The organism is Caldithrix sp., assembly GCF_056497305.1.
In genome coordinates this window covers 1-13077 of sequence record NZ_JBSMDE010000182.1, presented here as the reverse complement: position 1 = coordinate 13077, position 13077 = coordinate 1, and the positions used below count along the sequence as shown (strand labels likewise).

Annotated in this window: 11 protein-coding genes; 7 read left to right on the top strand and 4 right to left on the bottom strand. The window is 44.9% G+C overall.

Annotation, left to right across the window (positions count from 1 at the left end; genetic code table 11):
- Positions 1–532 precede the first annotated feature (532 nt).
- Both ACWB0I_RS14995 and ACWB0I_RS14990 read right to left on the bottom strand, forming a co-directional pair.
- Positions 533–1258, bottom strand: a complete 726-nt coding sequence (locus ACWB0I_RS14995) for a hypothetical protein (protein WP_479388885.1) — start codon at positions 1256–1258, stop codon at positions 533–535.
- A gap of 76 nt (positions 1259–1334) precedes the next feature.
- Entirely contained in the window at positions 1335–2453 is a 1119-nt protein-coding gene (locus ACWB0I_RS14990; RefSeq protein WP_479388884.1) for a cysteine desulfurase family protein, read from the bottom strand.
- 79 nt (positions 2454–2532) lie between these two features.
- Between ACWB0I_RS14990 and ACWB0I_RS14985 the strand changes: the two genes are divergently transcribed.
- The 5 genes from ACWB0I_RS14985 to ACWB0I_RS14965 all read left to right on the top strand — a co-directional run bounded on the left by ACWB0I_RS14985 (position 2533) and on the right by ACWB0I_RS14965 (position 8641).
- The gene (locus ACWB0I_RS14985) at positions 2533–3348 is read left to right on the top strand and encodes a hypothetical protein (protein WP_479388883.1); all 816 of its coding nucleotides are present in this window, start codon (positions 2533–2535) and stop codon (positions 3346–3348) included.
- Positions 3349–3368: 20 nt separating this feature from the next.
- Positions 3369–4571, top strand: coding sequence for a murein hydrolase activator EnvC family protein (locus ACWB0I_RS14980; RefSeq protein WP_479388882.1), 1203 nt, complete (start codon positions 3369–3371; stop codon positions 4569–4571).
- An 87-nt stretch (positions 4572–4658) separates the two neighbouring features.
- Positions 4659–5708: a hypothetical protein gene (locus tag ACWB0I_RS14975; protein WP_479388881.1), complete on the top strand. Its 1050-nt coding sequence runs from the start codon at positions 4659–4661 to the stop codon at positions 5706–5708.
- Positions 5709–5831: 123 nt separating this feature from the next.
- On the top strand, positions 5832–7577 hold the full coding sequence (locus ACWB0I_RS14970; RefSeq protein WP_479388880.1) for an ABC-ATPase domain-containing protein: 1746 nt from the start codon (positions 5832–5834) through the stop codon (positions 7575–7577).
- A 272-nt stretch (positions 7578–7849) separates the two neighbouring features.
- The gene (locus ACWB0I_RS14965; RefSeq protein ID WP_479388879.1) at positions 7850–8641 is read left to right on the top strand and encodes a 5'-nucleotidase, lipoprotein e(P4) family; all 792 of its coding nucleotides are present in this window, start codon (positions 7850–7852) and stop codon (positions 8639–8641) included.
- Here the strand turns inward: ACWB0I_RS14965 and ACWB0I_RS14960 are convergent.
- The gene (locus tag ACWB0I_RS14960) at positions 8638–10341 is read right to left on the bottom strand and encodes a TonB-dependent receptor (protein WP_479388878.1); all 1704 of its coding nucleotides are present in this window, start codon (positions 10339–10341) and stop codon (positions 8638–8640) included. The genes ACWB0I_RS14965 and ACWB0I_RS14960 overlap by 4 nt on opposite strands.
- A gap of 15 nt (positions 10342–10356) precedes the next feature.
- Positions 10357–11841, bottom strand: a complete 1485-nt coding sequence (locus ACWB0I_RS14955) for a FecR domain-containing protein (protein WP_479388877.1) — start codon at positions 11839–11841, stop codon at positions 10357–10359.
- Between the two features lie 243 nt (positions 11842–12084).
- Here ACWB0I_RS14955 and ACWB0I_RS14950 point away from each other — a divergent pair, with 243 nt between their 5' ends.
- The gene (locus ACWB0I_RS14950; RefSeq protein WP_479388876.1) at positions 12085–12483 is read left to right on the top strand and encodes a hypothetical protein; all 399 of its coding nucleotides are present in this window, start codon (positions 12085–12087) and stop codon (positions 12481–12483) included.
- Positions 12484–12592: 109 nt separating this feature from the next.
- Positions 12593–12979 carry a VOC family protein gene (locus tag ACWB0I_RS14945; RefSeq protein ID WP_479388875.1) on the top strand — a complete coding sequence of 129 codons (387 nt, stop codon included), beginning with the start codon at positions 12593–12595 and terminating at the stop codon, positions 12977–12979.
- The last annotated feature ends 98 nt before the right edge of the window (positions 12980–13077 follow it).

Sequence of the window (13077 nt, the reverse complement as noted above, 5' to 3'; positions counted from 1 at the left end):
TTCCTGAAGGTTGTTCCAATTAACGCAACCTCTTTGTGTAAAAGTTAAATCGCTCTTGAGAAAGACTTTTCAAAAAATGCTTCGCCCTTACAAAGTCTCGAGCTGAAGCTCGAGTTACGTTGCGGCTATGCTGCCTTAGAATCTGTGTATTAAGGAAAATCAATTCCGTTCTTTGTCATTATTTTTATTGGTTCTATCGAGCCAACGCGACTCTGGAGAGTCGCGCTACGGGATGCGAAAATTTTTGTGCTGTGTAAGTGAGTAAAACCGTTGAATTGTTGAATGTTTCAATGATTAAATAGCTCTTTGGGATGGCCTATAATACAGGAATAAAGAAATGCTTGCTTGAAAAAAATTCACCTGGCAGAGGTTTTCAACCATTGCCATTCGTTTCCGCAAGGCGAGCCCGATAGAAACAGCAAAGGATTTTCCCTCCAGATGAGACGGTTATTGGTGCCCAAAAAAAATTTAAGTTTTCGGAAATATCCTGTTTTTGATCAATCAAAAAAGGGGCTTTCGCCCCTTTCCCATTTTATGTCCAGGTACCGCTACCTATTTCACCGTTTTCATCATACGTCCACCATTGACCAGAGCCGTCGCCATTCCAGATCGCCTTAAACGTCAAAACATTATTTTCTTTAACTTCTATGGAACCCGATAAATCTGCGTTTTGTACAACGGTTATTTCTAATTGCTCATCGTAACTTATGAAATGAACGGTTGTAGTACCGTTTTCCGCATTTTGCCATGTCCATTCCGCAGCCTTTGTATTATTTTCCGGATTGTAGAGAATCAAACTACCCGAAGTCCCATCCAGGTCTTCCCAGGCTTCAAAAAGTTTGGTTTTATTTAATTGAACCCCTTCATACAGGCCCGTGTAGGTTAAAACCCAATGATATTGATTGTTTTCAATATCGATGGTCAATGTAACGGTTACGCCCTGCTGAGTCCAGGTGTAAACCCAGGGCGGACCATCTGTGGCAGATTCTACAGCGCTTAATTTGCCTACCTGTCCTGGGGGCATCAAACTACTGGTCCAGCCTTGAAACAGGTTCACAAAATTGACATAGGTAACAACCAATTGTGCGTTGGCATCCGTTGACTGCATCATACTGGCCGGCAATTGAACTGGTTCGATTGTCACTCCCTGTGGAGGCTGTTCCTCCTGATTAGTGCCATTGTCCTTTTTCTTATCCGAACAAGAAAAAAGTAAAGCACCAACTATCGTTAGTAAAATGAATAACTTAGTAACTCTCATGCTTGCCCTCCTCTAATTGGTTTGAACTGTTGGCTCTTATTATATAGAGACCAGAGCACTTAATCAGTGATTCGTATCAAAATAAAATGGATTTTATGACCTGTAAGGCATGTTCCAGGTCTTTTTTTTGAGTTAGAAGCGAAAAACTAAAGCGTAAGGCGCTATTTACAATGGAATCTGGTAAGTTCATTTTTTGCAAAATGCGCGAAGGTTTGACCGATCCGGAACTGCAGGCCGAACCTACAGAGACAGAAAGACCATTCAAATCCAATAACATCATGACATTTTGATTGTCTTTACCTGGAAAAGCAATTTGACTGATGAAGGGCGAACGTTCCACATTCTGGCCAATTACTACTGCTTGTTTAAAGAGAGCTACAATCTCTTTTTCAAAAAAGTTCTGTAATTCCTGTACCTTTTTTAACGCATCGGATTGAGTTTTCAACCATTGGACGGCCTGAGCGAAGCCAATAATGCCTGTCACATTTTCGGTTCCGGCACGTAGGCCCGCTTCCTGCTCACCTCCATGCAGCAGGGGTTCCAATAAGGCGGGCTCCCTAATAAACACGGCCCCAAGGCCTTTAGGCCCGTGTACTTTGTGCGCAGAAATGGTTAAATAATCGATCTGAAGGTCTGAAACAGAAAAAGGAATCTTCCCGAAAGCCTGAACTGCGTCACAATGAAAGCGGATGTCATTGGTTGCACAAAACACGCCGATTTCATGTACAGGATTTACGATGCCGGTTTCATTGTTCACAAACATGACCGAAATCAGAGCGGTTTTTGGGGTCAACCGTTTTTCTATTTGCTCTACCGTGATTTGCCCCCGAACATCGGGTTCAATGAAATCCACCAAATATCCTCTGGCTTGCAGGTACTGTGCAGTTTTAAAGACCGAGGGATGTTCCAATTGAGAAACCAGAATATGTTTATCGGGAAATTGCTGAGCAAAACTTTTCAGGATCCAGTTGTTGGCTTCGGTAGCTCCGCTGGTAAAGAAAAGTTGTTTGGATGGAATGCCCATAAATCCGGAAATGACATCGCGGGCCTCTTCCACACGGGCCCGGACAATCTGGCCATGATGATGCACGCTGCTGGGATTGCCAAAAAACTGTTGATTCCAGGCATGCATGGCCTGAACAACTTCGGGAATCAGCGGCGTTGTGGCTGCATTGTCCAAATAAATACGTTGCATTACATTCTCCTTGAAACAGGGTTTGTAGTTGACTTTTGTTGCATTCCGATTAAATTTAGCTTAAACAATGGAAAAACATATGAAAAATCCCATTGTACAAAAAACCGGTCTGCTGCTATTTTTGTTGGTCGCTTTGGGCCACTCTGCCTTTGAGCCGGGAAGGATGCCGCCTTCCTATCTGGCTTTGGGTAGTTCCGGTGTGGCCCGGCCGCAGCCAGATTTCTTCAATGTCAACCCAGCGCTGCTTGTCTTTGGCTCGCAGCCTGTCTTAAAGCTGCAATATCGAAATTTTTACAACATCGCACAACTCAATGAATTTGCTTTGAGCTTCAATTCCCGGCTCAAAGGCCTTCCCCTGGGCCTGTTCATCAGTCAATTTGGCGACAAAAACTACCAGGAACACCAGGTCTCACTGGCTCTGGCAATTCATTTTTTCAAACGACTGGCAGTCGGATTTTTGTTCCATAACTATTTTTTACAAATCAAAAACTATGGACATTACCACAGCATAGGGGTTAGCGCGGCCGTTCATCTAAAAATTCTCCCCTGGTTGAATATGGCCAGTGTTTTTGCTAACTTCAATGAACCCACGTTGTCAGCGCAAAAGGGAGACATTCCGGTTTACCTGATACATGGGCTGGAAATAAAACTACTGCCTCAGGCCCGCATTAGCCTGGACCTATTTAAAGACGAGCGTGCCGATTTTGATTATCGAGCCGGAATTGCGGTTGAACTTAATCCCATGTTCACTGTTTTATGGGGCTTCAGGCAGCAGGTTCATTCGTTTTCATCAGGATTGATTTTTAAACGAAAAATCATTTCCATTTGTTATGCTCTGGAATACCATCCGCGTATTGGACTGAGTAACGCGCTTTCTGTGGCATACTTTTTTTGAGTAAAATCAGGAGATTTAGAGTGGGGCGCAAGGTAATTGTCGTCATACTGGCCGGCCTTTTTTTAGGGCCATGGTTCTTGAATGCGCAGCAATCAACTGAAAACAAATTGTCTTTGAACCGCAGTTTGTTAAAAGAATTAAACGCCCAAATCGAAGAACTACGTCAAAAGATTCTGAGCACCAAACGCAAAGAATCGGACCTGGAAATGCAAATTCAGCTTATCGACCAAGAGATGGCCTTAATCATGCGTTCCAGAGGATTGCTGGAGCAGGAAATCCAGATGCTGCAGAAAAAGATTTCACAAAAAGAGGCTGAATTGCAGCAGGCCGAACAAAGGGTTAAAAAATTAAAAAATCTCTACGCAGCCCGCGCCGTCTATTCTTACAAATATGGAAGAATCAAACCTCTCGAGGTATTGTTGGGTTCCCATTCCCTTAATCAGGCGTTGATCCGTTTAAAATATTTAAAACAGATCGCCCGACATGATGAGAACCTGATTCTGGCCATTGAAAAACGACGCATTCAGATCAGCAATCTTAAACAGACGCTGGAGCGAGCATTAGCTCAAAAAAATATGGCTTTTACTGAGATTCGGAAAAAGAGCCATCAATATCTGGTACGCAAAAGCGAAAAGCAGCGTTTGCTTAAACAATTAAAAACCAGACATTTCACCTATCAAAAACAACTCAGCCAGAAAGATCGGGAGCGTAAACGCTTAATGGATTTAATCGCCACTCTGGAAAAAGAACGTTTAGCCAGAGAGAAGCGCCGACAGCAAACCCCGACTGCTCCCACTGAGGCTCCCTCGTTACATTTTGAAAACATTGTTCAGGCCAAAGGCAAATTACCCTGGCCGGTTAAAGGTAAAGTCATCTCACGCTACGGTCTTCAACATGGTACCGCTTCTAAAACCTATATTAAAAATACAGACATTGAAATCAAAGCCAAGCCAGGGACCCCGGTAAAATGCATTTTCCCCGGCGTAGTGCGAATTATTACTTTTCTTCCGGATTATGGCAACACGGTCATCGTTTACCACGGCAAAGGCTACTACTCTGTTTATTCTCATTTAGCGCAGGTTTACGTTTACCGCGACATGCCGGTCAAACAAAACCAGGTCATTGGAAAGGTGGGCGAATCCGGGTATCTGGGGCAGGTCAGTTTAAGATTCGGCATTTACGGAAGTAACAAAACCTACAACCCTGAAAGATGGCTGGAATGAATGTAAAAAGCTTAAAGGAAACGTCTTACGACCATCTTCAAATATTTAAAATGTAAAGTTCCATACATTTAAAGAGGAGGAAATACCATGCGACCTATTTTATTCATTCAGTTTTTAGTGCTCTTAGCGGTGCAGTTTGTGCTGGGCGGCGTCATCCGTCAGAGCAAGACCCAAGTAAAATTCAAAGGATTTGGAGAATTCTCCACGCACGAGACCGTCTGGTTACAAGATCTAAAACAACACAAAGAGAGCGAAAATGCTTTTAAAGCACAGGGCATGATGGGCCAGATGATTTCCAAACTGCTTTTTGGAGAAAAGAATAAAGGCGAAATTGTGGATCTGGAAAAAATGAAAATCTTTGAACTCTTTCATGACAAAAAACAATACCGCGTTAAGCCAATTGAAAAAATCAATTTGAGTGAAGCAACCGAACGAGGCACAGAAGAAGTAACTGAAACAGAAGAGGAATATCCTGAAGAAGAAAGCTCCATCAAAATAACCAGGCAGGTTTTTAAAGTGGTGCCCACCGGAAAGAGCAAAACCATTCATCAATTTCCGGCCAAGGAGTACCACATTTTTTGGGTTACGGAATGGGTGAACAACGAAACCGGTGAAAAAGGAAAAGATAGTCTGTTCACCGATGTATGGACAACCAAATCTACGAAGGATTTTGAAAAGGCCTTACAGGAAGAACAGCAATTTCAAATGAAATACCTGGAATATGTAGGGCTTGGCGGAGACATGGAAACCCAGGCCATCCTTGGGTTAAACTGGATTCAGATGTTTCAGGCCATGAGCAAGAATGCTCAGGCAATTGAAAATATGCCTGATTCCAAATTTACGCGGGAAATGAAAAAAATCGAAGGTATTCCGGTTCTGGTTGACGGGCAATATTTTGCGACACGACCGGGTCACAAAAAACAGATGAAAGAGCGGGAAGAAGGGAACATCGATATTACCAATCCCGGTGGAATGTTTGGCAATTTTTTAAAGAAAAAACTGAAAGAAAAAGCGGTAAAAAAACCGTCCAAATACGAGCCCGATTTTTCTTACCACACCGAACTGATTGAACTGAAATCAGAGAACATCGGAGAAAACAAATTCCAGGTTCCGAGTGGGTACAGTCTGATTGAGTAGTAACAGAAATGGGAACTTTGCCCGTTTGTTTTTTTTCTGTTACCTTTAATTGACTTTTAAAATGTGATCCAATCTACCCATGTTGAAACTGTCTGATTTCAAATATGGACGTGGCCTAGCGCAATGTTAAAAGCCAATGATCTGAACAAATTGTTGCAGCGGATTGACGGCAAGGGGTACAAGGCTTACAAAGAGCTGAAAGGCGCCTATCTTTTTGAGGCATTTACGCTCTTTATTGACCATGTGCAGGGTGATCCTTTTGCCCAACCTTCCAAAATCAGAGTACGCATCAGTCAGGAACGGGCCGGCATCCCTCAGGAATTCATGCTTACGGAGGAACGTTTACTGGGCCTGTCTGATGCTCTGATTCGCATTGTGCATCAAAACATCCGCTCGCGGGCCAAACTAAACCGCGGAACGGGCAAAAGCGGTTTAATTCGGATCGATGTCGGCGGGCAGGAGATTTTGCCCAGAACCGCCCTGAAAATAACGGACTCGTTTGTGGAGGCGCGAATGGAAATGGGCTTTCCGGCGCGAAGGCGAACCATTTTAGGCCAGCAAGCCAGAGCTATGTTTTTTGATGAATTGCCAGCCATTGTAAAAAACGGATTGATTTATTCCAGGCTGGATCAACCGATGGTGAAGCGCTTTGCCGAGTACGTAGAAAATTATTTTGCCATCCAGAGGCAACTGCAAACGCTGCATTTAATTGCCTTTATTGCCCAGGACGCCATCCTGCCCCGCGAGAGCGGTATTTCGAACAAACCGCTTCCTCGTGAACAGGCCATTCCTTTTCAAACACCGGATGAATTACGCGTCACCATGCCCCTGCTCAATCCGGTTAACGGTAAAAAGTCCATTACAGGTTGCGGCATTCCAGAAGGCATTACTTTGATTGTTGGAGGGGGATTTCACGGAAAATCGACCTTGCTGAATGCCCTGGAACTAGGCATTTATCCCCATGTGCCAGGAGATGGCCGGGAATACGTGGTGACTCTACCTGAGTCTGTAAAAATTCGGGCCGAAGACGGAAGACGCGTGGAACAGGTGGACATTCGGCCCTTTATTAATCATTTGCCTGGTAGCAAGGACGCCGCTCATTTCTGCACTGAAGACGCCTCGGGCAGTACCAGTCAGGCGGCCAACATTCTGGAAGCGCTGGAAGCGGGCGCCCGAGTGCTTTTAGTGGATGAAGACACCTCTGCCACAAATTTCATGATCCGTGATGCCCGAATGCAGGCCCTGGTACACAAATCTTTCGAGCCCATTACGCCTTTTATCGACCGCGTTCGGGAATTGTACGAACGCTTTGGCGTTTCCACTGCGCTGGTCATGGGCGGGAGCGGCGACTATTTTTCAGTAGCCGATACGGTAGTCATGATGAAAGCCTATCGGCCACAGGTGGTGACCGAAGAAGCGCGTAAAATTGCCAGAGAAATGGACAGCGCACGTACTTTTGAACGCGAATTTGAGTGGGAGAAATGGACAGAACGCTGCCCTCTGCCGCAATGTTTCGATGCTTCAAAAGGCAAAAAAGAGGTCAAAATAGAAACGCAGGGATTAAAGGCCATCCGTTTTGGCACAAGCGTCATCGATCTGCAACAAATCGAACAGATCGTCGATATCAGCCAAACCCGGGCCATTGGTTTTGCCCTGCACTTTCTCAGTCAGCGCTGGATGGATGGTCGTTTAACAGTGCGTGAATTAATGCAGAAACTCCAGGCCTTCTGGCAAGAACAGGGCCTCGATGCTTTAAATCCTTTTCGACGGGGTCAGGAACATCCCGGCAACTTTGCCCAACCACGAATTTTTGAAGTGGCTGCGGCTTTAAATCGCTATCGCCGGTTAAAGGTTAAACAAAAAGATTGATCTGCAGGCCGGACCTGTCTTTTAGGAGGCAATCGAAAAAGGTACAGGGAGTAAGCTAAAAAGAGGCGCTCAGTCAAGAAAGTTGTCAACGCCGTTTTTGGAAAAAAATGAGTTTTCGTTAAAAAGATTTATCTTAATATTTTAGCAAGAAAAAATTGAAAGTAAGCATATTTTTAGTGTAGGTACAAGACTGCTCCTCCCGCTTTGCGGGAATGAAATGATATCAATCTGCATTTTTCAAAACTCTGTTTTAGATTAATGAAAGGAGGATCATGAGAAAGATTATCATTAGTTTTAATTTGTTATTGCTAATTTTAAGTTCCTGCCAGGTAAAAACTGCTGCAAATCCCAATGAACACCTGGTCATGGCAACACTTTACCAGCAAACCGCTGCCGAATATCGGGCCCTTTGTTACCAGGCCTACAATCTTGGACGCTCGCGTCTGGAATCCATGCTCGACACACTGCAATCGGATCGCAAACCGGCCGTTGTTGTTGATATTGACGAAACCATGCTGGACAACAGTCCGTATGAGGCCTTTCTCATCAAGAGCGGAAAATCCTACCCGACAGGCTGGAAAGAGTGGTTGGCTGAAGCCAGCGCTCAACCCGTGCCCGGCGCCTTGTCATTCTTAAAGTTTGCCGATCAAAAAGGGGTGGATATTTTTTACGTTTCCAATCGTAAGGAAGAGAGTAAAGCCTGGACCATGGAGAACCTGAAAAAACAGGGCTTTCCGCAAGTCACGGCCGATCATCTTTTTTTGAGAACTTCCACTTCCAGTAAAAAACAAAGACGGCAAACTATTCAGCAAACGCACACCATTTTGCTCCTGTTCGGGGACAATTTGAATGATTTTAGCGCGCTTTTTGAACATAAATCCATTAGCGACCGCTTGCGGGCGGCGGATCAATTCCAGGAAGAATTTGGACGGAAGTTCATAGTTTTGCCCAACGCCATGTACGGTGAGTGGGAAGGAGCCGTGTACGAATACAACTGGAAAAGAAGCCCTGTACAGAAAAGACAACTGCGGCTGAACGCTCTAAAAGCCTTTCGGGCCCATTAAAAAATCCAGTTCAATTCCACGCCGTATTTTAACCCGTGGTAGGTTTCGTATCCGTTGAAGTAGGTGGGGCCATAATCCGGATCACTGATGACCTGCCGCGCTTCATCCAGGCTGTACCGCATGTCGCGAAAATCGTTTCCGGCAATAGCCTTGAGCGAAATCCGCGGGGTAAAGAAGTATTCCAGCGAAAAAGTGGAAGTAAGCTGACTGTAATCGCTGAGCATGTCCTGGTAGCCGCCATTGGCAGCGTCATTGTAAATGAAACTCATATTGAATTCGGCGCGCAAACGGGCCGGAATCACGTCCCAGCGTCCGGAAGTAAAGGTGTAGGAATTGATATTCTTTTGAGAATTAGTCAATTTCAACGAGCTGAAAACCGTACCCCCTGAGATAAACAGGCGGTTGTGGGGGCGAGTGTAAAAATTAATGCTGCTGATCAGTTGCTTCGTACCCAGCGGCGAGCCGGCCTGCAGCACACTTCGATCATCAAGATCAAGGTAAATGACCGACAGAGAAAGTCGGTTATTCAACGATCCCAATGACAATCTTCCTTCAACCCCCAGATAGGTTTTATCTGTTCTTACGGTATCCAGGATGGTGTTACTGCGGTCGTCACGGTACCTGAATTTAAGGCTCAGCTCCGGGAAATTAGTGACCATAGAGGTAATCCCTAAAATTGCTGAATTGGTTGTGGTACGGGGCAGGGTGTTAAAGTTTTTCAGATTATCAAAATAGCGTTCACCTTCCAATGAAAGGGCGAACTTCTGAGGGAAATTATAAACCGAGTTGAGCACAAAGCCATCCCGGTCATTTTGCAGATAGGGGTAACCGGCTGTGTAATAATCGTACCCCAATCGTTGTTTGTAAAGAATCATTTTAAAATGGCCCAGGCGCAGATCGAAGCCGGCACGATAGGCCAGGTCGGTTACATTCGTAGCGCTGAGGGTATCTTTGCGGCTGTAATTGGCGTCAAAAAACCATTTTAACCGTTTTTCCCACAAGATCAGGTAACCATCGAGTCCGGCCAGACGATTGGTCAATGGTTCGCTGATGGCCTGATCTACGGAATTCTTATTGTCTTTTGCCCAGAGAAATTTAGCGCCTATCTCAAAGCGTTCCCATTTTCCAATACGCATTTGTCCGGCACCTAAATAACGCTGGTACTGACCGGAATTTTCGTATTGGCGGTATTGCTCGGGCAAGCGGCTGCCCACCGGAAAGGCTTTTTGCGCCTGGCCGCCAATAAACTCAAATTTGTAGTAGAAATCCTTCCCGTGTTCCAGGGCCAGTTTCATCCCGCGTATTTCCCGACTCTGGACGAACAGTTCAGAACCACTCTGAAAAAAATCTCCCAGTATCAATTCATTGCCTGCGTAGCGAATGTTGAGTGTTAAACGATCGACACGGTTGAAATTATTGAGTTGATCCCAGGGATTGTTTTTTAAATCACCGAGCAGAGTAATATCAAATTGGCGGCTGCGACCGAAGAGAGCCAGATTTAAGCGCTGTTGCAAACCGGGTACCAGCGTACTTTTGGCGTATTGATCGTCCGGAATGGAATCGGGCTTTAGTTTAGAAGTTTCATCATAGGACACATTAAGGGTTTGCAAAGAGACGCGCCCGGTCAGATTAAAGGCCCCCTGCGCCAGCAAAATATTCGGTAATATAATGCAAATCAATAAACATATGCTCTGTTTCATCACAAGCACTCCTTGTCATTGCACGATGATCACCCGGCTATTGTCCCGTAAAATATTGCCGGCCAGGTCTTCAACAATAAATGAGAGGCGGTTTTCCCCTTTTCGTCCACCTAAAGCGCGTTTCAGAAAAATTTTTGCTTCAAAACTGCCATCATTGTTTGGTTTAATTTCCTGTCCATTCACAATAATGCGTTTGATCCCTGAAGAAGGTTGGGGATCAATCACCACACCCCGAATGATCTGCACAAATTTTTCTTCTCCGAATTTAATTTTTTCTCCGGGGGGGCGGGGTGGTTCAAAACGAACAAACACCGGTTGCGCTGGTTCTGTAATGGTCAGAATCGGTTTTACCGTATCCAGAAAGATCTTTTCTGCCAGGACTGTGCGATTACCGGAAAGGTCTTCGGCTACCACTTGAATGGTATTGGGTCCTTCGTTTAGAATGATGGTGCGGTTAAAACTGCCCTGCCCGATTACTTCGGTAATAAATTCATCATTGATGTACACTTTAACACGATCGCCGGGCGTCTGATCAAAAACCGCGCCGCTTAAGCTGTAGTCCCTGCGGTTGGTGAAGGCTGAAGTCAGAGGACGGGCCAGCTTGATCTTTGGCTTTTGCGTGTTGACCAGAATCCGCACCGTTTGTTGTTTACGTTGTCCTTTAAATTCGGCCAGAACATTTAAAATATTCAATCCTTCCTGTACCGGAATGCGCCCTTTAAACAGTCCATTGGAGGCGACATTTAGAGGCAGGCCGTTTACGGTCAGGCGAACTCCGGGCAGGGTGCGCCCGGTGAGCAGTAACCCGCCAGCCACCAGCGCCGGTTCCGTAATCTGAAATTTTTTCAGATTGAATTTTATGAATAAACTTTGTTGACCGCCAGTGCCCTGTTCTTCTCCCTCAGAAGGTGGCGTGAAGGGCCTGGGTGGCGTAGGTGGTTTACCCCGTTCTACCTTGGATTCCTGATTGACGTCAACCAGTACCTCACCGGGCGCGGTTTTGGAACGCAAAGAAACACGACCATCATAAACACGCACTACAGTGGTTTGCTGTCGATCGACCTGTAGATCAAATTCTGTGCCTCGTACAGCCACAACCGCGCTTGGCGTCTCGATTTCCCTGGATTGACGTTGTTCAATAATTTTTTGAAATTTGGCAAACAGACTGCCAACCCAAAGCGTAAAACTCTGCCGATCGCTTTGTTCGTTTTCCGGCGTTTTAATTTCTTTAACATCGAACATGCTGTTTTCGTTAATCTTAATTACCGATCCATCCGGCATCTGGAGCTCTACCCGTGAATTGAGCGCAGTGCGCAACCGATCGCCTTCATAGACTTTTTCATGAAACCGAACTTTTTCCCAGCTGGTACGGCCCTTACGCATCAGTTCTACGGTGCCTAACATAAATTTAACCTTAGCTGCCGAGCGTTGTCCGGCCTGATTAAATGACGTTAAGGCCAACGTCATTATCAGCAGCAATAGAATATTAACAAACCTCATATTGATTCTCTCTCCTGCTTATTTGGGAGTTTTTTTCATTTATCGTCTTAACTGTACTCAGACTTTAAAATTAAGCAACGCCGCATATTTCAAATTTACGGTTAAAGAAAAGAATTTCAAGAAAATTTATTCAGGCTTAAAAGGAAACTCAATCTTATTGCTTCTTTCTGCACCAGGAAAATTTTTTATCTGTGTATAATCCTCTTAAATTTAGACACAGAATGAATAAAAAACGAGGCGGTAATGCTTTCAAGAAACCCTCTTCTTTTTACCATAAAATCGATCTGGCGGGCCGTTAAAGTTGATTTCGACGGTACGCTCTACATGTATGAAACAGCACAAGCGCCAAGCCTCGGGGAATTGTTAAACGTTATTCAATGGCAAAGCTTTTCTAAAAGCCTTGAAGATTTGCCTCCCGCTTATGTCGATTTGCTTATCCTGAACAGGGTAGATGTGCCCTTTCCCACGTTGATCAAAATCATGAACAGCGGGGGACTGATCCTTTTCCCCGCCGGGCACAGAGAGGCGATTCAGACTCCGTTGCGGGAAATTGGATTTGATTTTGATCGTGAAATAATATTGAGTCAATCAAAGCAATACGTCGTTTTTAAGAAAAATACCATTCCCTGTTGCGGGTATTAACACCTCCGAATGTCAACATAGCGTTCTATTGGGAATAATCTTCCGGTAATTCTTTGTTTTAAATAGAGATGTTTTGTAAACCCGTTTTACATTTCAATCCAGGAATAAAATGGCTTTAACCATAAAAACCCATTTGTGCAGCGTTTTTGTTGATGACCAGGAAAAGGCCATTCAATTTTACACAGAAATACTGGGCTTCTTAAAGGGAATGGACTTTCCTGCAGGCCAACACCGCTGGCTCACGGTAATTTCTGAGGATAAGGAGCTGCTTCTGGAACCGGGCGTCGGTGCTTCAGCTTTAAAACAACAATACCGTCAATATCAAGAAGGGATTCCTGCGCTTCACCTGTTTACCAATGATTTAATGAATGAATATCAGCGATTAAAATCGGCTGGCGTGCAATTTACGCTCCCTCCCACGCGAAAAGATCACGGTGCGCTGGTGTCCATTTTTGATGACACGTGCGGAAATCTGATTCAACTGGTACAGGAATAGGAAAGCGTCGTTTTTTTGATGATTTTTATTTCGTTTTGTCAATACCGTGGCTGATTCGGGGGGGGGCGCCTGAGCTGACTTTACCCGAGTCAGCTCAG

What these genes read in the sequence shown, in the direction of transcription:
- ACWB0I_RS14995 (WP_479388885.1), bottom strand. Translation starts at nt 1,258, where the DNA reads ATGAGAGTTACTAAGTTATTCATTTTACTAACGATAGTTGGTGCTTTA.
- ACWB0I_RS14990 (WP_479388884.1), bottom strand. Translation starts at nt 2,453, where the DNA reads ATGCAACGTATTTATTTGGACAATGCAGCCACAACGCCGCTGATTCCC.
- ACWB0I_RS14985 (WP_479388883.1), top strand. Translation starts at nt 2,533, where the DNA reads ATGAAAAATCCCATTGTACAAAAAACCGGTCTGCTGCTATTTTTGTTG.
- ACWB0I_RS14975 (WP_479388881.1), top strand. Translation starts at nt 4,659, where the DNA reads ATGCGACCTATTTTATTCATTCAGTTTTTAGTGCTCTTAGCGGTGCAG.
- ACWB0I_RS14970 (WP_479388880.1), top strand. Translation starts at nt 5,832, where the DNA reads ATGTTAAAAGCCAATGATCTGAACAAATTGTTGCAGCGGATTGACGGC.
- ACWB0I_RS14965 (WP_479388879.1), top strand. Translation starts at nt 7,850, where the DNA reads ATGAGAAAGATTATCATTAGTTTTAATTTGTTATTGCTAATTTTAAGT.
- ACWB0I_RS14960 (WP_479388878.1), bottom strand. Translation starts at nt 10,341, where the DNA reads ATGAAACAGAGCATATGTTTATTGATTTGCATTATATTACCGAATATT.
- ACWB0I_RS14955 (WP_479388877.1), bottom strand. Translation starts at nt 11,841, where the DNA reads ATGAGGTTTGTTAATATTCTATTGCTGCTGATAATGACGTTGGCCTTA.
- ACWB0I_RS14950 (WP_479388876.1), top strand. Translation starts at nt 12,085, where the DNA reads ATGCTTTCAAGAAACCCTCTTCTTTTTACCATAAAATCGATCTGGCGG.
- ACWB0I_RS14945 (WP_479388875.1), top strand. Translation starts at nt 12,593, where the DNA reads ATGGCTTTAACCATAAAAACCCATTTGTGCAGCGTTTTTGTTGATGAC.